Raw genomic sequence first — 20,156 nt, 5'->3', positions numbered from 1 at the left:
TTGTGGCTGGCCCCGGTTCGGCATCTGGTGTTTACGGAGCCTTCGTCGGGCCGCCTGCCACGCGCTCTCTCGCGAGCGCACCGCGAGGTCCTTTCTTGCTTGTCCAAGAAAGGACCCAAAGAAGGACACCCGGATTCCGCCCGGGAACCTTGCTCCAGGGCCCTCGGACCGGCGGCGCTGAACTCGCTACGCTGCGCTTCGCTCAGACATCCAGCGCCTTCTCCCGGCCCGAGGACCCTTCCGCAAGGGGCTGCATACGGGAGGGGAAAGTCAAAACAGGCGGCATCCCGTAGGGTGCGGTTGAGCCCAGCGAAACGCACCACTCCCAACGTCGTGCGAAACCCTGATGCGATTCGCTACGCTCATCGGCATCCTACGAAAGCCCCCGGCGCCCGCTTCGCGGGCGCGGCACGCCATGGCCAAAGGCCGAGCGTGCGAAGATGTCCGAAAGCCTAGCCATCATCTATTAGCCATAGCGCTGGGATAGCCGTTGTTTTGACCTGCCTCCCCGTTGTCGTCGCGCCGAGTGGAGAGGCTTTTCGCGGGATTCAAGGCGCTGGATGTCTGAGCGTAGCGAGTTCAGCGCCGCCCGCGAAAAGCCTCGGAGCGAGGGAAACCCCGGCCCGCGCAGCGGGCCGGGGTCGCGGCAGTCGGGCGTGTTTCTTGGGTACTTCTTTGCACGAGCAAAGAAGCCAGTTTTTGATCAACAACGGGCGCGGTGCGCTCGCGAGAGAGCGCCTGGCAGGCGGCCGGACGAAGGCACGTAAACACCCGATGACGAACCCGGGCCAGCCACCACAAGGCGGCTGGACTGGGCCCCGTAAAAGGGACGTCGCTGTGCCGACTTGCCGCAGGCATGCGAGTGCATGGGGGAGCGCCCGACAGCAGGATTTGCGAGACTGAAGGCATGGCGATGAAGAAGCGGATCACGATCGGGCTGGTGGTGCTGGCGGGGGTGGCCGCACTGGTGTGGGCGCTGCGGCCGCAGCCGGTGCCGGTGTCGCTCAGCGAGGTGCACAAGGGCTCCTTCGAGGAGACCGTGCGCGAGGAGGGGCGTACCCGGCTGCGCGACACCTACACCGTGTCGGCGCCGATTGCGGGCTATCTGCATCGGGTGGCGCTGGAGGAGGGCGACGCGGTGGCGCTGGGCGATACGTTGTTCCGCCTGGAGCCGTTGCCGACGCCGGCGCTGGATGCGCGCTCGCGCGAGCAGGCGCGCGAGAACCTGGCCGCCGCGCGTTCGCGGCTGCAAAGCGCGGAGGCGAACCTGGAGAACCTGCGGGCCGAGGCGCGTTTCGCGGAGTCCGAGTATCGCCGCCACCAGGAGTTGTTCGACCGCGGGGCGGTGTCCGCGACCGAGATGGAGCGCATGGAGACGATGCGCGACCGGGCGCGTTCCGCCGTGCGCGCGGGCGAGTCCGCGGTGGAGGTCGCGCGCAGCGAGATCGAGAGTGCCCGCGTGGTGCTGGATATCGCCAGCGGCCAGATGCCGGAATCCGAGGCGGATACCCTGTCCGTGCGCTCGCCCGCCGAGGGCGTAGTGCTGGAGCGCTACCGCTGCTGCGAGGGCACCATCGGCGCCGGCGAGCCGGTACTGGTCGTCGGCGATCTGGACGACCTGGAGGTGCAGGTGGACCTGCTGTCGATGGATGCGGTGCGCGTGGTACCGGGGATGCGTGTGCGCCTGACCGACTGGGGTCGTGATGCGAAGCTGGACGCCACGGTGCGTCGGGTGCAGCCATTCGGCTTCACCAAGATCTCCGCGCTGGGCGTGGACGAACAGCGTGTGCCGGTGATCCTCGATCTGGATGCGGTGGAGGCGCGCCTGGCCGGGCTGGCCGTTGGCTACCGCGTGGAGGCCGAGTTTCTGCTGTGGGAGGGTGACGACGTGCTGCAGGTGCCGACCAGTACGTTGTTCCGCGACCGTGGCGACTGGTCGGTGTTCGTGGTCGAGGACGGGCGCGCCGAGCCGCGCCGGGTCGACGTCGGTCGCCGTTCCGGGTTCACCACGCAGATCCTGGAGGGCCTGGAGGCAGGCGAGCGCGTCGTGACCCGCCCGGGCGACCGCGTGCAGGCCGGTACCCGCGTCGTCGAAAACTGACCTGCCCATGGCCGAAACCCCGAATGCCTCGCCCGAGGCGCTGGATGACCTGCTGAGTCCGCTGGATGCCGCGCTGGCCACGCGCGGTGCGGCCGTGCTGGTGGCCGAACCGGGGGCGGGCAAGACCACGCGGGTGCCGCTGCACCTGGCGGACTCCGTATCCGGGGGGCGGGTCATCGTGCTTCAGCCGCGCCGCCTGGCCGCGCGCATGGCGGCCACGTTCATGGCCGGGCAGTGCGGCGAGGCGGTCGGGCAGACGGTCGGCTATCGCGTGCGCGACGAGCAGAAGGTTTCGGAGAACACCCGCGTCGAGCTGGTCACCGATGGCCTGTTCCTGCGCCGCATCCAGGCCGACCCGCTGCTGGAGGATGTCGGCGCCGTCGTGTTCGACGAGTTCCACCTGCGCCGGCCCGAGGCCGAACTGGCGCTGGCCTTCGCGCTGCAGGTGCGCCGGTTGCTGCGCCCCGAGCTGCGGATCGTGGTGATGTCCGCCACCCTCGACGACGAGGCCGTGGCGCGACTGCTTGCGGGGCCGGAGGCGGACCCCGTGCCCGTATTGCGGGCTCGCGGGCGACAGTTCCCCGTGGAGGTGCGCTACGCGCCGCCGCAGAAGGACGCCCCGCTGGCCGACGCCGTGGCGCAGCCGGTGCGCGAGGCACTGGAGGCCGAGCCGGGTTCCGCCCTGGTCTTTCTGCCCGGCGAGCGCGAGATCCGCGAGGTCGCTGCGCGCCTGGGGGAGACCGTGGAGACGCCGGTCGGCCCCGCGCGGGTGGCGCCGTTGTTCGGGCGGCTGTCGGCGGAGGAGCAGAACCGCGCGGTGCGCCCGGCCCCGCAAGGCGAGCGCAAGGTGGTGCTGGCCACCGACATTGCCGAGACCAGCCTGACCATCGAGGGTGTGCGCGTGGTGGTCGACGCGGGGCTATCCCGCGAGCCGCGTTTTGATGCCGCGACCGGGCTTTCGCGACTGGTGACGGTCGCCGCCTCGAAGGCCGCGGCGGAACAGCGCGCCGGCCGTGCCGGACGGACCGAACCCGGCGTCGCGATCCGGCTGTGGGCCCGTGCCGAGGAGGTACAGCGCCCGGACTACGCGACACCCGGACTGCAACAGGTCGATCTGCTGCCGCTGGCCCTGGAGCTGGCCGGCTGGGGCGAGGCGGTGGCCGAACTCGACTGGCTGGAGCCGCCGCCGGCGCACGGCATGGCCGCCGCGCAGGCAATCCTCGCGGAGCTGGGCGCGCTGGACGCCGAAGGGCGGATCACCGGTCACGGCCGCGCCCTGCTGCGGCTGCCGACGCATCCGCGCCTGGCGCACATGCTGCTGCGGGCGCGCGAGCGGGGCCTCTCGCGTCTGGCCTGCGAGCTGGCGGTGGTGGTCGAGGAGCCGGGAATGGCCGGGCCGGGTACCCCGCTGGAACTGGGGGAGCGCCTGGTGCAGGCACGGCGTGCGGGCGGCCGCGCCTGGAAGTCCGGGCTGCGGCGGCTTGAGCAGGCCCTGGCGCGGCTGGACGACAGCGCCGGCGCAGCAGAATCCGTACTGGACGAGGGTGTGGCGCTGGGGGTGCTGGCTGCGCTGGCCTGGCCCGAACGCATCGCGCGGCCACGCGGCGGGCAGGCCGGGCGCTTCGTGATGGGCAATGGCCGCGGGGCGTTGCTGTCGGAGCGCGAGCGCCTGGCGCATGCCGAGTACTTGGTGGCGGTGGACTGCACCGACGCCGAACGCGAGGCACGTATCCGCTGCGCGGTGGCGCTGGACCTCGCCGCGCTGGAGCGCGAGGCCCCGGAGCTTTTCCACCGCGAGACGCGTTGCGACTGGGTGGAGGACGGGGCGCGGCTGGAGAACGCGCGCATCCGCCGCATTGGCACGTTGGTGGTCGAGCGGCAGATGGTCGCGCTGGACGACCCCGCGTCCACGATCCCGCGCTGGTGTGAACGGATGCGCCGCGAAGGGCTGGCGCTGCTGCCTTGGGATGACGCGGCGACCCAGCTGCGCGCGCGCATCCAGCTGCTGCATCAGGCGATGCCGGAGGCGGACTTTCCCGACATGGGTGACGCCGCGTTACTCGCCGGTCTCGAGGACTGGCTGGGGCCGTACCTGGCCGGAATGACGCGGCTGCGCGATCTGGACCGGCTGGACCTGGTGGCGATCCTGCGCGCGCGGCTGGACTGGGAGCATCAGCAGCGACTGGAGCGCGAGGCGCCGGCCCGTATCGCGGTGCCTTCCGGTTCCGCCCACCGTGTGGATTACACGCAGGACCCGCCGGTGCTGGCGGTGAAGCTGCAGGAGCTGTTCGGCCTGGAGGAAACGCCCGCGGTGGCCGGAGGTCGCGTGGCGCTGGTGCTGCACCTGCTGTCGCCGGCGCGGCGCCCGGTGCAGGTCACCCAGGATCTGAAGAGTTTCTGGGAGAACGGCTACCCGGAGGTGCGGCGCGAGCTGAAGGGCCGTTACCCGAAACACCCGTGGCCGGAGGATCCGTGGAATGCGCCGGCCACGCGGCATGCGAAGCGGCGTGGGTAGGCAGTTAAGGTTTGGCGGGGGCTTCGCCTGCAAGCAGGCTCCCACAGAGGTCAGCACAACGCGGGACGCCGCGCGTGACCCCCTGTGTCGTCATCCCGGAAACCGCGGAGCGGTTATCCGGGATCTCGGGCGTCGGGGTGGCCATGGCCGCGGAGATCCCGGCTCTTCGCTGGGCTGCGGCCGGGATGACGCCGGGGTGATGGGCGCCAGGCAGCACTTGGGGCGCGGGGTGGTGGGGACGATGCGGCGGCGGGCGTTCTCCGGTAGTGTCGCGTTCAGCTCTGTTGCGAGTCCCGTGCGAGGAAGCGAACCCCGATGCTGAAGTTTCTGACCGTGATCCTGATCCTGCTGTTCGTCTGGTGGCGGGTGTCGCGCTGGATGGATGTGCGCCGCCGCCGTGCGCGGGGGGAGGATGTGTCCTATCAGGTAGACGTGAAGGGGTTTCGCCCGATCACGGTGCTCAGTGTCATCTTCCTGCTGCTGTACGGCGGCTACGTGATCTGGTTTGCCCTGAACGAGTGGTTCGAGCTGTTGTAGGCCGGGTTTTGACTACTCGATCCCGAGTTTCTTCAGGCGATAGCGCAACTGGCGAAAGCTGAGGCCGAGCAGGCGTGCGGCGGCGGTGCGGTTGCCGCCGGTCTGCTGCAGGGCGGTCGCGATGGCCTGGCGTTCCTGCGCGGCGAGCTGGTCGTCCAGGGCGCTCTCCGCGCCGTCGAGGCCGTTCTCGGGTTCGCCGTACTCCGCGCCCGGGGTGGGTTCGGTGCCCAGACCGTTCGCCGGCAGGTCGATGTTGCCGGCGCGGATCAGCGGCCCTTCGCACAGCGTGGCGGCGCGTTCCAGAATGTTCTCCAGCTCGCGGACGTTGCCGGGGAAGCCGTGCCCCTGCAGGGCCGCGAGGGCGTCGGGTGCCAGCTCCAGGTCGCCGGTCTGCCACTGCTCGCCGATGCGTTGCAGGATGCGCGTGGCCAGGCGTTCGATGTCGCCGCGGCGCGCGCGTAACGGCGGCACCTTCAGCTCGATCACGTTCAGGCGGTAGTAGAGATCCTGGCGAAAGCGGCCCTCGCGCACGGCCTTTTCCAGGTCGTGGTGGGTGGCGCTGAGGATGCGGACGTCGACCGGGATCTCGCGGGTGCCACCGACCGGCTTGATGGCGCGTTCCTGGATGGCGCGCAGGAGCTTCACCTGCATCGGCAGCGGCAGGTCGGCGACCTCGTCGAGGAACAGCGTGCCGCCGTCGGCGGACTGGAACAGACCGGTATGGTCCTGGGTGGCGCCGGTGAACGCGCCCTTGCGGTGGCCGAAGAATTCGCTCTCCATCAGCTCGCCGGGGATGGCGCCGCAGTTGACCGGCACGAATGGACGTTCGGCGCGCGGGCCGAGGCGGTGGATTTCGCGCGCGACCAGCTCCTTGCCGGATCCGGACTCTCCGGAGATGAACACCGGGGCCTGGCTGCGCGCCAGCTTGTGGATGGTGGCGCGCAGACGCTGCATGGGCTCGGACTGGCCCAGCAGCGGGCTGTCATCGGGGGTAGCCGGGGTGGCGTCGTCGCCGGGCTCTTCCGCGATCGAGGCAGCCGGCTCCAGGCGCAGGGCCGCGTCGATCAGTTCGCGCAGCTGTTTCAGGTCCACCGGCTTGCTGACGAAGTCGAAGGCGCCCAGCTTCAGCGCCAGGACGGCGGTATCCACGCTGCCGTGGGCGGTGATGACGGCCACGGGGAGCTCCGGGCGTTCGCTCTGGATGTGGCGGACGAGGTCCAGCCCGTCGCCGTCCGGCAGGCGCATGTCGGTCAGGCACAGGTCAAAGTCGTGTTCGGCGATCAGGGCGCGGGCCGGCTCGAGGCGGGTGGCCGTGGTGGCCTCAAGGCCCATGCGGGCCAGGGTGATCTCGAGAAGTTCGCAGATGTCGGGTTCGTCGTCCACGACCAGCACGTGGCGGATGCTCATGCGCCTTGTTCCTTTGGCGAATCGGTTTCCAGGGGGGCGAACAGGATCCGGAAGCAGCCGCCGATGGGTGTGTGGACGTATTCCAGCGACGCCCCGTTGTTTTCGCACAGCATGCGCGAGATGTACAGGCCAAGGCCGGTGCCCCCGGCACGCCCGGAGACGAACGGTTCGAACAGGTCCTTTTCCTGTTCGGCAGAGATGCCCGGCCCGGCGTCGATCACGTCCAGACTGACCACCCGCGCGACCTGGCCGGCGCCGCCGCGCAGCACGATGGGCGGGCTGTCGGGCTGATCGTGGCCGCCATGGATGCGCGCATTGCTGCACAGGTTCCACAGGATCTGGTTGAGCTGGGAGGGGTCGAACTGGATCTCGGAATCGGCCGGTTCGATGCGCGCATGCAGGGTCTCTCGCGGCAACTGCAGCGCACCGCAGAACTCCTCGGCGAAGCGATCCAGGGTCTCCTGAAGGTTCAGCCGCTCGCGTCCTCCGGCGTCCCTGCGTGACAGGCTGAGGACGTTGGAGATCAGTTCGTTCACGCGCTTGCTCTGGTTGTTGATGATGTCGAGCAGGCGCTGGTCGTGAGGCTTGAGATCCGGCGATTCGCCGAGCAGCTGCGCGCTGTGGCTAATGGCTCCCAGGGGGTTGCGGATCTCGTGGGCAATGCTGGCGGTCAGGCGGCCGAGGGCCTGCAGCTTGCCGGCCTGGGCCTGGCGCTGGAGTTCGGCGGCGTCCTCCAGGATCAGCAGACTGCCCTGGTCGCCGCGGTCACCCAGCGGGGCCAGACGGATCCGCAGGGCCGGCTGGTCGCGGTCGCCCGGCAGCTGCTGGCTGGTTGTGGGCATGCCGTTGCGCTGCCAGTCGCGGATCACGCGTGCCACCGAGGGCGACAGGGACGACAGGTGGCGTCCCGGCCGCGGGGGGAGCAGACGCCGCGCGGCCTCGTTGATGGAGCGGATGTACCCGTCCGGGTCGACCGCGATGACACCGGCGCTCATGCGCGCGATGATCTGGGCGTTCAGTTCGGCCAGGTTGGCCAGGTCCACCTCCTGGCGTTCCACCTGGGCGCGGGTCTCGCCGGCCCGGCGGGCGAACTGGCGGGCCAGCAGACCGGCCGCAAACAGGGTGGCACCCAGCAGCCCCGCCTGGGTGATGGCGGTATCGGCGGGGTGCAGGAATAGTGCGCTCACGCCCTCGGCCAGCAACAGGGCCAGGGTGGCGATCGCGGCGAGGGTCAGGGCGAAGCGTGCGCTGGAGAGCAGCACGGCCGCCACCAGGGCCGGGACCAGCAGAAGGCCAATGCCGGTGCCAACCCCTCCGGAGACGATCAGCAACGCGATCAGGCCGATGCCGTCGCCGGCGCCGCCGATCAACGCGATACGGGTGAGGCTGGTGGTGTCCGGATTGTGGGTGCAGCGCCAGGCGAAGGCGGCGGCGACGAGCGCAAACGCGAGATAGGCGGTGGCGATGACCGCGTAGAACTGGGGGGTGACGAGATGCAGCCCCAGCGGGGTATCCGGGAACAGCCCGAGTAGTAGCAGGACCGCCGCGACAAAGACCCGGTAGAGCGCGAAAAGCCAGGCGGAACGCCGGGTGTCGGCGTCGATCGGCGTGTCCCCCCCGGACTGGTTATCCATGGACGAGGGTCAGTCGTCTTCGGTGCGGGAGTCGGCGTCCGAGCGGTTGCGGTCGACCTCGGCGTGCTGCGGCGAGCAGTAGAGGCGGTCGCCGTCGCGGTAGGCCTCGGCCTCCGGCACGTGCACGCCGCAGAAGGCGCAGCGGATTACCGCGCCGCCCTCTTTCAGGCGTTCGGGCCGTTCATCCTGGCGGACCTGCTTGCGGTTGCTGGTGGAGCGCACGAGGGTGCGCACCGCAAGGAACACGGCGACGATGGCGACGATCAGTAGCAGCAGGCGCATGGCGTGATTCTAGGGAAACACTGATTAATGTGCACGTCCGCGTAGACGCCCCGTTGTACCGGCAGGATGACGATCGCGGACCCCCGTCGTGGGAGGCCCGCGAGCCCGTTGGCTTTAGCCGGTGTTGCGCATGCCTGCGGCGATCGCGTTGATCGAGCGCAGCAGGGGCGACAGCCACGGGTTTTCGTCGGTGTCGTCGTCGGCCTCGGCGTCGAACTGGCGAGACTCGCGCAGCAGGTGAATCTGGATGCTGTTGAGCGGGTCCAGGTACGGGTTGCGCCGTTGCAGCGAACGCGCCAGCAGGGGCGTTTCGTCCATCAGTCGGTCCAGTTGTGCCACGCGCAGCACTTCGGTGACGGTGCGACTGTGTTCCTCGCGCACCAGGACGTAGATGCGCTCTGCCAGTTCCGGGTCGCTGCACAGGCGGGCGTACTCCGCGGCGGTGCGCATGTCGGCCTTGGTCAGGGCCATCTGGCAGTTGGACAGCAACGAGCGGAAGAACGGCCACTCTTGGTACATGCGCTGCAACTGGGCCAGGCGTTCGGGGTCGTCGCCGCGCCACTGTGCCAGCGCGGTGCCGATGCCGTACCAGGCGGGCAGAGTGTGGCGCGCCTGGGCCCAGCCGAAGACCCAGGGGATCGCGCGGATCGAGCTCTTGGAGCGGTCGGTCTTGCGCCGGTGCGATGGCCGCGAGCCGATATTCAGGAAACCGATCTCCTGTACCGGGGTGATCTCGTAGAAGTAATCGAGCACGCGCTCGGTGCGGTCGATCAGCTCGCGGTAGGCATCCTCGCCAGCCTGCGCGAGCTCGTGCATGGTGGCGCGGTAGTCGTCGCGATCCTTGCGCGGCGGCCGGATCAGGCTGCGCGAGGCGAGCATGACGCCGGTCGCACCCATGCCCAGCTCGTACACCGCGGTCTCCACGTTGGAGTACTTGTACGACAGTACCTCGCCCTGTTCGGTGAACTTGATCCGGCCCTGCACCGTGGCCGGGGGCTGGGCGAGGATGGACTCGTGGGTCGGGCCGCCGCCGCGCCCGACGGTGCCGCCGCGGCCGTGGAACAGCTGGCAGCGCACACCGAAGCGGTCGGTGATGCCGACGATCTTCTTCTGTGCCTCGTAGAGGTTCCAGCTGGAGGCGAGGATGCCGCCGTCCTTGCAGGAATCGGAGTAGCCGAGCATGACGTCCTGGATGTTCCCGGAGGCGGCCAGCAGTCGTGCATACACCGGGTTGGACAGCAGGCCCTCGAGGACGTCCTCGACATGCAGCAGGTCCTCGATGGTCTCGAACAGCGGCGAGATGCGCAGATGGCAGAACGGGTTGCCTTCTTCGTCGTTGCCCGCGAGACCTGCCAGGCGGCCCAGCAGCAGGACCTCCAGCACATGCGAGGCGGCGTGGGTCATGGAGATCACGTAGGTGCCGATGCCGTCCGGACCGACCTCGCGGCGCATGCTCTGGATCACCTCGAATACGCGCAGGGTTTCGCGGGTGCTCTCGCCCAGGGCCTTGCGGTCCACCTCGGGCAGGTTCTCCAAGGCGATCAGTTCGCTCAGCGCCTGCTGGCGGCCGGTCTCGTCCAGCGCGGCGTAGTCGGTGTCCGGTGCCAACTGGCGCAGCAGTTCCGCGATCGCGTCGGAGTGGACGGTGGACTCCTGGCGCACGTCCAGGTGGTGAAGGTGAAAGCCGAAGGTCTCGACCAGGCGGATCAGGTCGGTCAGCGCGCCGCTGGCGATGTTGCGATCACCATGGCTGACCAGCGAGTCGCGGATCAGCTTGAGGTCGTTCAGGAAGGCCTGGGCGTCGGCATAGGCGCTGTTGGTCGGCAGCACGGCGGCCTCGCCGCGGACCCGGCGCACCACGGTGCCCAGGGTCTCGCGCAGACGGTAGCGCATGATGTAGAGCTTGCGCCGGTAGGGCTCGCTCTCGAAGCGGTCGGAGGCGCCCTGGAACACCGCGTTGGCGATATTGGAGTCGGCGTCCAGGCTGTCGAGGAATGCCTGCGACGGCTGGCACATGAAGGACGAGTGAGTCAGCACGTTGCGCAGGTGGTTGACCCGCTTGAGGTACTCGCGCAGGACCTGTTCCATCGCCAGGCGGCAGGACAGCTCGGTGACCTCGGGGGTCACGTTCGGGTTGCCGTCGCGGTCGCCGCCGATCCAGGAGCCAAAGTGCAGGAAGGCCGGGATGCGTACCGGCAGGCTGCCGTCCGGGTTGACGCCGTAGATCCGGCGGATGGCCTTCTCGAGGAAGCGGTAGGACTGCGGGATGGCCTCGAACAGGCTCTCCTCGAAATAGAACAGGCCGTACTTGATCTCGTCCTGAACCTGCGGCTTTTTCACCCGCACCTCGTTGGTGCGCCAGAGGATCTGGATCTGGGTCTCCAGTTCCTCGGTGATCAGGCGGCGCTCCTCCTCGCCCAGCCCCGGCTGGTTCAGCCGGTCGGCGGTCTCGAACACGCGGCGCTGGTTCTCCATCGTGGTCCGGCGGCGGGCCTCGGTGGGGTGGGCCGTGAACACCGGCTGGTAGTGCAGCTCGTTGAGCAGGCGTTCCAGCTCCTCGGCGGTGACGCCTTCGCCATGCAGCTCGCGCAGGGTCTGGTCGAAGGAGCCGGTCCACAGCGGCTCGCCGCTGGAGACCTGGGCGCGGCGCCAGCGGTAGAACAGGTCTTCCTCGGCGATGTTGACCAGGCTGAAGTAGATGCTGAAGGCGCGGATCACGCGCTCGGTCAGCGAGGCGTCAAAGTGCGTGATGTCGGCCATCAGCTGGCGGCGCAGGTCCGGATCCTCGTCCTTGCGCAGGCTGACGAAGCCGCGGCGCAGCTTCTCCACCGCGTCGAACACGGCCTGGCCTTCCAGGTCGTGAATCACGTTGCCCAGGAGTTCCCCGAACAGGCGCACGCGGGCGCGCAGTTCCTTGTCCTTGGGGAGGAATCGGTCGTGTTGATCGCTTCGAGTCATATCGGGCCTGTGCGCGCAGGACGACGATCGCCGCTGCCTGGGCTTGCCGGTTGGGGTTCGGGAGGTCGCGAAAAGGACGCGATTATAGCGCAGATGCCGCCTTCGCACGCCGGCTGCGGCGCGGAAGCTGTTCGCGGTACAGGGCGAGATAGGCATCGGCGCTGGCGGTCCAGCCGAAGTCGCGTGCCATGCCGTTGTGCATCAGCTGTTCCCAGTGGCCGTCGCCGCGGGCGGTATACAGCGCCAGGGCGCGCTCCAGGGCGGCGCCGAGGGCGGCGACGCTGTCCGGGGTGAAGCTGAAACCGGTCGCGGTGCCCGCCTCCAGGTTCTCCGGCGTGGCATCCACCACGGTGTCGGCCAGACCGCCGGTGGCGTGGACCACCGGCGGGGTGCCGTAGCGCAGGCTGTAGAGCTGGTTGAGCCCGCAGGGCTCGAAGCGCGACGGCATCAGGAACAGGTCGGATCCGGCCTCGATCTGGTGGGCCAGCGGCTCGTCGTAGCCGATGTGCACGCCGACCTGGCCGGGGTAAGCGCGGGCGAGGGCGCCGGTGGCGTGTTCCAGGTCCTTCTGGCCGGAGCCGACCAGCGCCAGCTGGATGCGCCCGGCCTCCAGCAGTGGCATGCAGGCCGCATGCAGCAGATCGACACCCTTTTGGTCGACCATGCGGCCGACATGGCCCAGCAGCGGGATGTCCGGGTTGGTCTCCAGGCCCATGCGGGTCTGCAGAGCAGCCTTGTTGGCGGCCTTGCCCGCGAGGTCCTCGGCGCTGTAGCGCGCGGCGATGTGGCGGTCGCGCGCCGGATCCCAGTCGCTATAGTCGACCCCGTTGAGGATGCCGTGCAGGTCGGGGCTGCGGGCGCGTAATACGCCGTCCAGCCCCATGCCGTGGACCGGTTCCTGAATCTCGCGGGCGTAGGTGGGCGAGACCGTGGTGATCGCGTCGGCGAAGATCAGGGCCGCCTTCATGAACGAAAGCTGGTCGTGAAACTCGAGGGCCTCCGGGTGCCACAGGTCCGCGGGCAGGTTCAGATCCTGCACGGTGCTCGCCGGGAACAGGCCCTGGTAGGCCAGATTGTGGATGGTGAACACCGTCCGCGGGCGTTCGACGCCGGTGCGCTCCGGATCCAGCAGCAGAGGCACGAGACCGGTCTGCCAGTCGTTCAGGTGAATCAGTTCCGGCGCCCAGTCCAGCCCGGCCTCGTCCCGCGCCAGCGCCACGATGGCGCGGGCGAAACCGGCAAAGCGCTGGGCGTTGTCCGGCCAGTCCATGCCGTTGCTGGCGCTGTAGGGGTTGCCGGCGCGCTGGAAGTATTCTGGCCAGTCGATCAGGTAGACCGGGAGCCGGGTCCCGGGCAGTCGGCCCTCGATGATCTGCCAGGGGGCGCCGTCCGGACCCGGGCGCGGGGTGGCATCCACCAGGTTGCGACAGGCGTCGGGGTAGCCGGGTAGCACCAGGCGGGCATCCTGGCGCCGCCGGCGCAGGGCGGCGGGCAGGCTGGCGCTGACATCGGCGAGCCCCCCGGTCTTGACCAGACCGTAGGCCTCGCTGCTGGCGAACAGGATGCGCATGCAAAAAATCCCCAAGTGCGGAACCGGCGGCGCCGGATGACTTTCTGTTAATTGTAACGCAGGGGCCGGGGCGGCACTCTGCGCTTGGGACAATCGAGGAAACAGGATGACGGCAGGAGTGGGTGCGGTGATGGAGAGTGCCTTGCGGGTCGAGGCCCGACGGTTGGCGGACGAGCCCCTGCGCGAGCTGTTCGCGCGCGATCCGGATCGCGTGCAACGCGACGTGCAGGAGATCGCCGGGTTGCGCCTGGACTGGACGCGCCAGCGCCTGGACGGTGCGGCCTGGGATGCCCTGTACGAGCGCGCTGCGGCCTGTGAGGTATCGGAGGCGCTGCGCGCGCTGTTTGCCGGCGAGCGGGTCAATACCACCGAGGGGCGGGCGGCCCTGCACACGGCCCTGCGCCTGCCGCGCGACGCCCACTGTGAAGTGGATGGCGCGGACGTGGTTCCGCAGGTGCATGCGCAGCTCGACCGGGTCGAGACGTTCGTGCGGCGGATCCACGAGGGGGTCCACCGTGGCTACAGCGGGCGTCCGATCCGTCGCGTGGTGAACATCGGCATTGGCGGCTCCGACCTCGGGCCACGCATGGTCTGCCGGGCGCTTGCGCCGCATGCACAGGCGACGGCCGACGGCGTGCCGCTGACCGTGCAGTTCGTCTCCAACGTGGATGGCGCGGCGCTCTCCGCCGTGCTGCGCGAGGCCGATCCGGAAACCACGCTGTTCATCGTCGCATCGAAGACCTTCGGCACCCAGGAGACCCTGACCAACGCCCGTGCGGCGCGCGCCTGGCTGCTGCGGCATGCGCCGGACGACACGGCCGTCGCGCGCCACTTCGTGGCGGTCTCCACCGCGCGCGACCGGGTAACGGAGTTCGGTATCGACCCGGACAACATGTTCGGCTTCTGGGACTGGGTCGGCGGGCGCTATTCCGTGTGGTCCACCATCGGGTTGCCGGTGGCGCTGCTCCTCGGCATGGACGGCTTCCGCGCCTTTCTCGGCGGGGCTCATGCCATGGACGAGCACGTGCGCCAGACGCCGGTCTCCAGCAATGCCGCGGTGCGCATGGCTTTGGTGGATTTGTGGAACCAGAACCTGCTGGGGGCGCAGTCGCGCGCGGTACTGCCCTACGACGAACGCCTGTCGCTGCTGCCGCCGTACCTGCAGCAGGCGGAGATGGAGAGCCTGGGCAAGCGCGTGGGGCTGGACGGGCAGGTCGTGACGGACGCAACCGGCGCGGTGGTCTGGGGTGCGGTGGGCACCGATGGTCAGCACGCCTTCTTCCAGTTGCTCCACCAGGGCACGCGCTTCATCCCGGCCGAGTTCATCGGCGTGGCCCGTCCCGAGCACGACCTGCCGGCGCAGCACCCGTTGCTGCTGGCCAACCTGGTGGCGCAGGCCGAGGCGCTGGCGATGGGCAAGGACGAGGCCGCGGTGCGCGCCGAGATGGCGGCGGCCGGGCAGTCGCCGGAGGCGATCGATGCGCTGGCGCCGCACCGGACCTTCCCCGGCAATCGGCCGAGCACGCTGATTCTGCTGGAACGCCTGGATCCGGCCACGCTGGGCGCGTTGATCGCGCTGTTCGAGCACAAGATCTACGTGCTGGCCACGCTGTGGGGGATCAACGCCTTCGATCAGTGGGGGGTGGAGCTGGGCAAGCAGCTGGCCGGTCAGGTGCTTGAGGACCTGGCGCCCGGCGCGACCGCCGGCGAGCACGATCTTGCAACCACCGCCACGCTCGACTGGCTGCGCCCGCGGCTTCCGCCGCGGGACTGACCCGCGTCCGTTCCGGCTCTGCTCAGACGGTCAGGGCGTCGTCGGACTCCTTGATCTCGGGGACGTCCGTGGGCAGCGTGATACTGCGGGTCTCGCCATCCAGCCAGTAGCGGATTTCGGCGGGCTCGCCCTCCGGTGTCGCGGAGATCGCCTCGAGGAAGTCCATCGGGGTGGTGGGCGTGCGCCCGTTCACTTTCAGAATCAGGGCGCCGTGGGTCAGGCCCGCGGCGGCGGCGCGGCCCGCGGCACGGCTGACCAGCACGCCGGATTCGTCCGGCAGTTGCAGGGCTTCGCGCAGGTCGTTGCGGGCCTCCACAACGGTGATGCCGAGGGCGGTGACGACCTCGTCCTCGCCCGGCGGGGTGTAGTCGAAGGCGACATCGGCCTCCAGGATTTCCGGCGCGACATGGATGGCGGCCCCGCTGCGTACCGCCAGGGCGAGCCCGTCGCTGGGGCGGGTGTCGATCAACCGGGGTTCGGCCTCGCCGGCGATCCGTACCTCCAGCCAGCCGAGATAGGTACCGTTCTCCAGGCCGTCAATGATCACCCGTTCCAGGCGCGCATCCATCTGCTCCAGCAGGTCGATCATCAGGTCGTGGGTCTGCGGGCGCGACAGTGTTATGTCGTGCATGGCCAGCAGGATCGCGCGGGCCTGGTCGGTCCCGATCACGATGGGGACCACCTCGCCGGACGCCGGGTGTCGCAACAGCGCGATGGGCGTGCCGGAGCCGGCATCCACCCCGACGGTGGCCAGTTCGACCGGCAGCAGGCGCTCCGGGTCGGTCGCCATGTCGCGGGCCAGCGCCTCGCCGCCGATGACCAGCAACAGGACGAGCAGGGCGGGCAGGAACAACCGGAAGCGGGGTGTCATCAGGGCAGCCTGGAAATAGGGTGTATCCCGATCATGGCAGTGCGGTTGCGGGGCGTCCAGAATACTGCCTTGTCCCCCGTGAACGGATCGCTGCGATGACCTCCGACAAGCCCTATGCCCCGGCCGCGGATCAAAACCGCGCGCCGATCCTGGCCCAGCTGCGCGAGCAGTTCCTTGCGCATGGACGGGTGCTGGAGATCGGCGCCGGCACCGGGCAGCACGCGGCGCATTTCGCCGCGGCTTTGCCGCATCTCGACTGGTATCCCAGTGACGTGGCAGAGAACCTGCCGGGCGTGGAGGCCTGGCGACGCGACGCGGCCCTGCCCAATCTGCGGCCCCCGCTGAAACTGGACGTGCTGCGGGATGCCTGGCCGGAGGGGCCGTTCGAGTACGTCTACAGCGCGAATACCGTGCATATCATGCACTGGCCGGCGGTGGAGGCGCTGTTTGCCGGCGTGGCCCGGGTACTGGCGCCGGGTGGGCTGTTCGCGCTGTACGGCCCGTTTGCCCACGACGGTTCGCATACTGCCGAATCCAACGCCCGGTTCGACCAGATGCTGCGGGCGCAAGATCCGGGCATGGGCGTGCGTGACCGCGCCGACCTGGATGCCCTCGCCACGGCCGCCGGCCTCGAGCCCGCCGCGGTCCTCGACCTGCCGGCCAACAATCAGATCCTCCTCTGGCGCAGGGCTTAACGACCACGAAGGCACGAAGAAAAGTCCGGGGGCTGAAGTGACGCAAGTCGCGCCCCGTACTTGCGGCTCTTTCCAGATCGTTCTTCGTTTCCGTGCCCTCTGTGACCTCCGTGGTGAATACGGGGGGTCAGCAGTCGCCGATGCGCTGGCCGCGCATTTCCATCCGCACGTTCATCGGGCCCATGGGGGTGTCCATCTCGCTGGTCATTTCGCCCTCGGCGCGGTCACCCATGAAGCGCATGCTGCCGTCCATCTGCATGCGTCCGCCCTGCGGGCCGGGGCAGCTCATGGTGTAGTCCATGCGGTCGGCGCTCATGTCGACGTGGTCCAGGGTGCAGCCTTCCGGCGCCTCGATGATGTTCTCGCCGCGGTCGATGTCTTCCTGGGTGACGCACTCGGTGCTGGTCTCGGTCTGGTCCGGCATGCCGCCCATGCCTTCCATGATCATGGTGGTCTGGTTTTCCCAGAGACCGGGCTGGATGTTCGGGGTCTCGGCCTGGACGACGAGCGGCAGGGCAACGAGCGGCAGGGCGGCAAGAAGGGTGCGCAGCATGGCAGTCTCCTGAATCGGGGGTATCGAATGGGTTCAATGGTGCCTGGCGCGTCATGACGGGGCAAACGCGGGTGGCGGCACCCGCTGGCTGGTACCTTGGGTGCGTGCGAAGGAGGAACTGTAATGGCAATACCGTTATGGCTGGTCGGCGGTGTCGGGGCGCTCGCGCTGGGCGGTGTCCTGTGGCAGGAGGGACACTTGTCGGGCGGCTCCGCCGGGCATGCGCACCTGGCCGCGCCGCGCTGCGAGATGCCCATCACCCTGCATCTGGAGGCTGTGGACCCGCGCTTCCGGCTGGAGCGTGACGCAGTGCAGGCGGCCCTGGATGCGGCCGTGAGCATGTGGGACGGGCCGACGCCGGAAACACTTTTCCGTCAGCGCGAGGGGGAGGGCATGCCGGTGCGGCTGGTGTTCGACGAGCGCCAGGCGGGTGCCGAGAGTCGCGACCGGGCGCGCGCGGAGCTGGACCGGCTCAAGCGGGGGATCGCCGAGCGCGAGGAGCGTCTGGATCACCGGCACTCGGCGCTGGCAGCGGATGCCGCGGGCTACCAGGGGCGCCTGGAGGACCTTCAGGCGCGCCAGCGCGAGTACGAAGAGGCGGTGGCCGCCTGGAATGCCGGACGCATGGCGCACAACGCGGGGAACCGCGAGCGGCTGGAACGGCAGCGCCGGGCGCTGGATGCGGCGCGGGACGACCTGGAGCAGGGCCGCCGCACGCTGGAGCGTCGGCGCGACGAGCTCAACCGCGAGATCCGCGACCTCGAGGGCGAGATCGATGGCTTCAACGAACGGGTCGCGGAGCTGAACCGCGAGATCGGCGCGACCGGGGCCTTCGACATGGCGGTCTACGAGCAGCAGGGCGCGCGGCGCTCCATCACCGTGTTCAAGGCCAGTGACGCGGACGAGCTGCGCCTGACGCTGGCGCACGAGCTGGGGCACGCCCTGGGGATCGAGCACGTGGACGACCCGGCGGCGGTGATGCACGCGATCCTGGGCGAGGCCAACGCCGGACGGCGCGACCTGAGCGACGCCGACCGACGCGCCCTGGCGGCGGCCTGCGGAGTGGAGCTGGAGTGGTGATGAACGGGGCGGGGCGCATGCCCAGCCCCGGATTCGGCGCTAGAAGTGGTAGCGCATGGCGGCCGACAGGACGTGCACGTGACCCTTGGTCGTCCCCTGCATGTTCACGCCGTTACGCGTGATGTCGAGATCCTCGCTGGCGATGTGGATGTAGCTGTAGCCCAGGTCGAAGGTGAAGCGCTCGCTGCTGGCGTAGCTGGCACCGAAGGAGAACCAGGTGCGGTCGCCATCCGGGGTGCGCGTGCTGCGCCCGTCGGTCTGCGTCGGGGTCTGGTCGTACTGGATGCCGCCACGCAGGGTCCAGCGCGGGTTCATCGCGTACTCGGCCCCCACCGCCAGGGCGTAGCTGTTGCGGTAGTTCTGTTCCAGCACCTGCTCGTTGCCCTGGGGCAACTGGATCCGGATCTCGTCGAAGTTCGACCAGTTGAACCAGGTGTACTGGGCCAGGCCCGTCCAGCGATCGCTGAAGCGATGCTGGATGCCGATCGACGCGATATCGGGCAGCTTCAGGTCGGCACGACCGGGCAGAACACCCTGCTGGGTGGAGGTCGCGGTTCCCTTCAGGGTGTGGGTGATGCCGTCGCGGTAGTGGATGCCCAGCCGGGTGTCATCATTCAGGTCGAACTGCATGCCGATGTTGAAGCCGACATCCCAGTTGTCACCCTCGAGTTCGAACTCGCCGTCGGTGGCCGGGCTGGGCGGGAGCCCTCCGGGCGTCGCGCTGCGCAGGGTGGCCTCGGCGTACTGCAGGTCGAGGCCGCCGCCGATGGAGATCCGGTCGGTCAGCTCGAACGCGATGCTGGGCTGCAGGTTTAGCACCTGCAGGTCGGATTCCAGCGAGTCGTAGCGGGCAAAGAAGTCGTCGTTGTACTCGTTCTTCAGGCCGAAGGGCGCGGTGAGGCCGAAGCCCAGCCAGACGCGGTCGGAGTACTGCTCCGCCCAGTACAGGTTGGGGATCGGGGTCGGATCGTAGGGATTGCTGCTGTCGCGGCCGCCATCGTATGGCGTGCCGTTGATGGTCGTACCGCGGCTGTTGACCTCCGCGTTGGGGATCAGCAGGTGCACACCGGCCTGGAGCTCGTTGCTTTCCAGGCGCGTCATGCCGGCCGGGTTGAAGTAGATGGTGCTGGCGTCGGAGGCGATGGCGGCCTCCCCGGCATAGGCGCGGCCGAGGCCGGACACACCCTGCTCCTGGAGGTAGAAGCCGGCGGCCATCAGGGTTGCGGGGGCGGCAAACAGGGCGGAGCTAACGGCGATCGAGAGCGCCAGGCGGCGCGACGGTGTCAGAGTCATGCGGTCTCCCCTTGTTTTTTGTTCCAGGGGGGCCGCAGCGATGCCGCGTCCGGTGTCGGTCGCAGGCTCCCCCGAGGCGGACCCTACCGCCTCGGGAAGATCACGCCAACCGCATCACATTTTCGAGGTCATCAGGATCAGGCCGATCAGCGCGGCCACGCCGCCACCGATAAGCAGCGCGAGGGTGCGCCGGGTGAAGCGGCCAAGGAACAGCCGCGCCGCGCGCTCGCGCATGCCGAAGGCGTCCTGAACACCGACCAGGGCGGCGATCAGGCCGCCAACCAGCAGGATGATGCCGAGGATCTGGATCATGAGAACTCCTTGGATCGGGTGGATCAGGCCTTTCGGATCAAGCCAAGCAGACCGAGCAGCAGCACGGCGCCCACGGTGGCGGCGGCAAGGCTGCCGATCAGTCCGGCTGCCTGCACCCCGAGCTGGGTGAACAGCCAGCCGCCGAGGAAGGCGCCGATCACGCCAACCACGATATTCAGCAGGATACCCTGCCCGGACCCGTGTACCAGCAGGCCTGCGAGCCAGCCGGCAATGCCGCCGATGAGCAGGAGGAGGAGAAGGGATTCCACGGGCATGTTGTCGCGCTCCTGGCAAGTGACGGGCGATTGGATCGCGCGGATGTCGAGGCGTTCCCCCAGGGAGGCACTGATCAACTCGAGCACGGGCGTGCGAATTGATCAGTGCCTCCCAGGCCTCAAGGATGCCCGCTGGGTTTGGCGGAGCCTTTGGCCTTGTTCCTGGCCGCGGTCGTTCGCTCGGCGATGGGCCGGACTTCGACTGTACAGGGCGTGTCTCCCTTGTGCCCACCGGCACGGGTGAGCCGAACATCCGTGAACGGATACTTGGTGATTCTGCAACCCCGCGAGTGTGGGTA

General features: G+C 69.1%; 16 protein-coding genes and 1 pseudogene. 6 read left to right on the top strand and 11 right to left on the bottom strand.

Translation table 11 applies throughout. The features are described from left to right. Window positions 1-202: 202 nt before the first annotated feature. A pseudogene (locus F618_RS16635) lies at window positions 203-463 on the bottom strand (hypothetical protein). A gap of 444 nt (window positions 464-907) precedes the next feature. Between F618_RS16635 and F618_RS0111540 the strand changes: the two are divergent. The 3 genes from F618_RS0111540 to F618_RS0111530 all read left to right on the top strand — a co-directional run bounded on the left by F618_RS0111540 (window position 908) and on the right by F618_RS0111530 (window position 5,153). Beyond that, the gene (locus F618_RS0111540) at window positions 908-2,101 is read left to right on the top strand and encodes an efflux RND transporter periplasmic adaptor subunit (RefSeq protein ID WP_019568626.1); all 1,194 of its coding nucleotides are present in this window, start codon (window positions 908-910) and stop codon (window positions 2,099-2,101) included. 7 nt (window positions 2,102-2,108) lie between these two features. Further along, entirely contained in the window at window positions 2,109-4,616 is a 2,508-nt protein-coding gene (gene hrpB / locus F618_RS0111535; protein WP_019568625.1) for an ATP-dependent helicase HrpB, read from the top strand. Between the two features lie 315 nt (window positions 4,617-4,931). Next, window positions 4,932-5,153, top strand: a complete 222-nt coding sequence (locus F618_RS0111530) for a hypothetical protein (RefSeq protein ID WP_018950603.1) — start codon at window positions 4,932-4,934, stop codon at window positions 5,151-5,153. 12 nt (window positions 5,154-5,165) lie between these two features. Here F618_RS0111530 and F618_RS0111525 read toward each other — a convergent pair whose 3' ends face one another. The 5 genes from F618_RS0111525 to glgA all read right to left on the bottom strand — a co-directional run bounded on the left by F618_RS0111525 (window position 5,166) and on the right by glgA (window position 13,004). After that, a complete protein-coding gene (locus F618_RS0111525; RefSeq protein WP_019563869.1) occupies window positions 5,166-6,560 on the bottom strand; it encodes a sigma-54 dependent transcriptional regulator in 1,395 nt (464 codons plus the stop codon). Further along, complete coding sequence (locus F618_RS0111520) at window positions 6,557-8,194, bottom strand: PAS domain-containing sensor histidine kinase (RefSeq protein WP_019568624.1); 1,638 nt, start codon at window positions 8,192-8,194, stop codon at window positions 6,557-6,559. The genes F618_RS0111525 and F618_RS0111520 overlap by 4 nt, the downstream gene beginning before the upstream one ends. Before the next feature lie 9 nt (window positions 8,195-8,203). After that, window positions 8,204-8,476, bottom strand: a complete 273-nt coding sequence (locus F618_RS0111515) for a PP0621 family protein (protein WP_018168003.1) — start codon at window positions 8,474-8,476, stop codon at window positions 8,204-8,206. 114 nt (window positions 8,477-8,590) lie between these two features. Beyond that, the gene (gene ppc / locus F618_RS0111510) at window positions 8,591-11,434 is read right to left on the bottom strand and encodes a phosphoenolpyruvate carboxylase (protein ID WP_019562616.1); all 2,844 of its coding nucleotides are present in this window, start codon (window positions 11,432-11,434) and stop codon (window positions 8,591-8,593) included. 82 nt (window positions 11,435-11,516) lie between these two features. Continuing rightward, the gene (gene glgA, locus F618_RS0111505) at window positions 11,517-13,004 is read right to left on the bottom strand and encodes a glycogen synthase GlgA (protein ID WP_019568623.1); all 1,488 of its coding nucleotides are present in this window, start codon (window positions 13,002-13,004) and stop codon (window positions 11,517-11,519) included. A 130-nt stretch (window positions 13,005-13,134) separates the two neighbouring features. Between glgA and pgi the strand changes: the two genes are divergently transcribed. Beyond that, the gene (gene pgi / locus F618_RS0111500) at window positions 13,135-14,778 is read left to right on the top strand and encodes a glucose-6-phosphate isomerase (RefSeq protein WP_019568622.1); all 1,644 of its coding nucleotides are present in this window, start codon (window positions 13,135-13,137) and stop codon (window positions 14,776-14,778) included. A gap of 22 nt (window positions 14,779-14,800) precedes the next feature. Here pgi and F618_RS0111495 read toward each other — a convergent pair whose 3' ends face one another. Then, the gene (locus tag F618_RS0111495; RefSeq protein ID WP_018951342.1) at window positions 14,801-15,649 is read right to left on the bottom strand and encodes a bifunctional nuclease domain-containing protein; all 849 of its coding nucleotides are present in this window, start codon (window positions 15,647-15,649) and stop codon (window positions 14,801-14,803) included. Window positions 15,650-15,744: 95 nt separating this feature from the next. On the opposite strand from F618_RS0111495, the gene F618_RS0111490 reads away from it, so the two are divergent. Further along, window positions 15,745-16,344 (top strand): DUF938 domain-containing protein, encoded by a 600-nt coding sequence (locus tag F618_RS0111490; protein ID WP_018951341.1) that lies wholly within the window; start codon window positions 15,745-15,747, stop codon window positions 16,342-16,344. A 127-nt stretch (window positions 16,345-16,471) separates the two neighbouring features. Here F618_RS0111490 and F618_RS0111485 read toward each other — a convergent pair whose 3' ends face one another. Then, window positions 16,472-16,897, bottom strand: coding sequence for a DUF3617 family protein (locus F618_RS0111485; protein WP_018938010.1), 426 nt, complete (start codon window positions 16,895-16,897; stop codon window positions 16,472-16,474). A 123-nt stretch (window positions 16,898-17,020) separates the two neighbouring features. Between F618_RS0111485 and F618_RS0111480 the strand changes: the two genes are divergently transcribed. Then, entirely contained in the window at window positions 17,021-17,977 is a 957-nt protein-coding gene (locus tag F618_RS0111480; RefSeq protein WP_019568621.1) for a matrixin family metalloprotease, read from the top strand. A gap of 39 nt (window positions 17,978-18,016) precedes the next feature. Here F618_RS0111480 and F618_RS0111475 read toward each other — a convergent pair whose 3' ends face one another. From F618_RS0111475 to F618_RS0111465, 3 genes are all read right to left on the bottom strand, one after another. Continuing rightward, window positions 18,017-19,270, bottom strand: coding sequence for an OmpP1/FadL family transporter (locus F618_RS0111475; protein ID WP_019568620.1), 1,254 nt, complete (start codon window positions 19,268-19,270; stop codon window positions 18,017-18,019). A gap of 114 nt (window positions 19,271-19,384) precedes the next feature. After that, window positions 19,385-19,582, bottom strand: a complete 198-nt coding sequence (locus tag F618_RS0111470) for a DUF3185 family protein (RefSeq protein ID WP_018146324.1) — start codon at window positions 19,580-19,582, stop codon at window positions 19,385-19,387. 23 nt (window positions 19,583-19,605) lie between these two features. Further along, the gene (locus F618_RS0111465) at window positions 19,606-19,857 is read right to left on the bottom strand and encodes a GlsB/YeaQ/YmgE family stress response membrane protein (protein ID WP_018938007.1); all 252 of its coding nucleotides are present in this window, start codon (window positions 19,855-19,857) and stop codon (window positions 19,606-19,608) included. Between the last annotated feature and the right edge of the window lie 299 nt (window positions 19,858-20,156).

Source organism: Thioalkalivibrio sp. ALMg13-2, assembly GCF_000381185.1.
Taxonomy (GTDB): Bacteria; Pseudomonadota; Gammaproteobacteria; order Ectothiorhodospirales; family Ectothiorhodospiraceae; genus Thioalkalivibrio; species Thioalkalivibrio versutus.
Note: the sequence above shows the minus strand (reverse complement) of the source record. Positions and strands in the feature narration are given on the sequence as shown.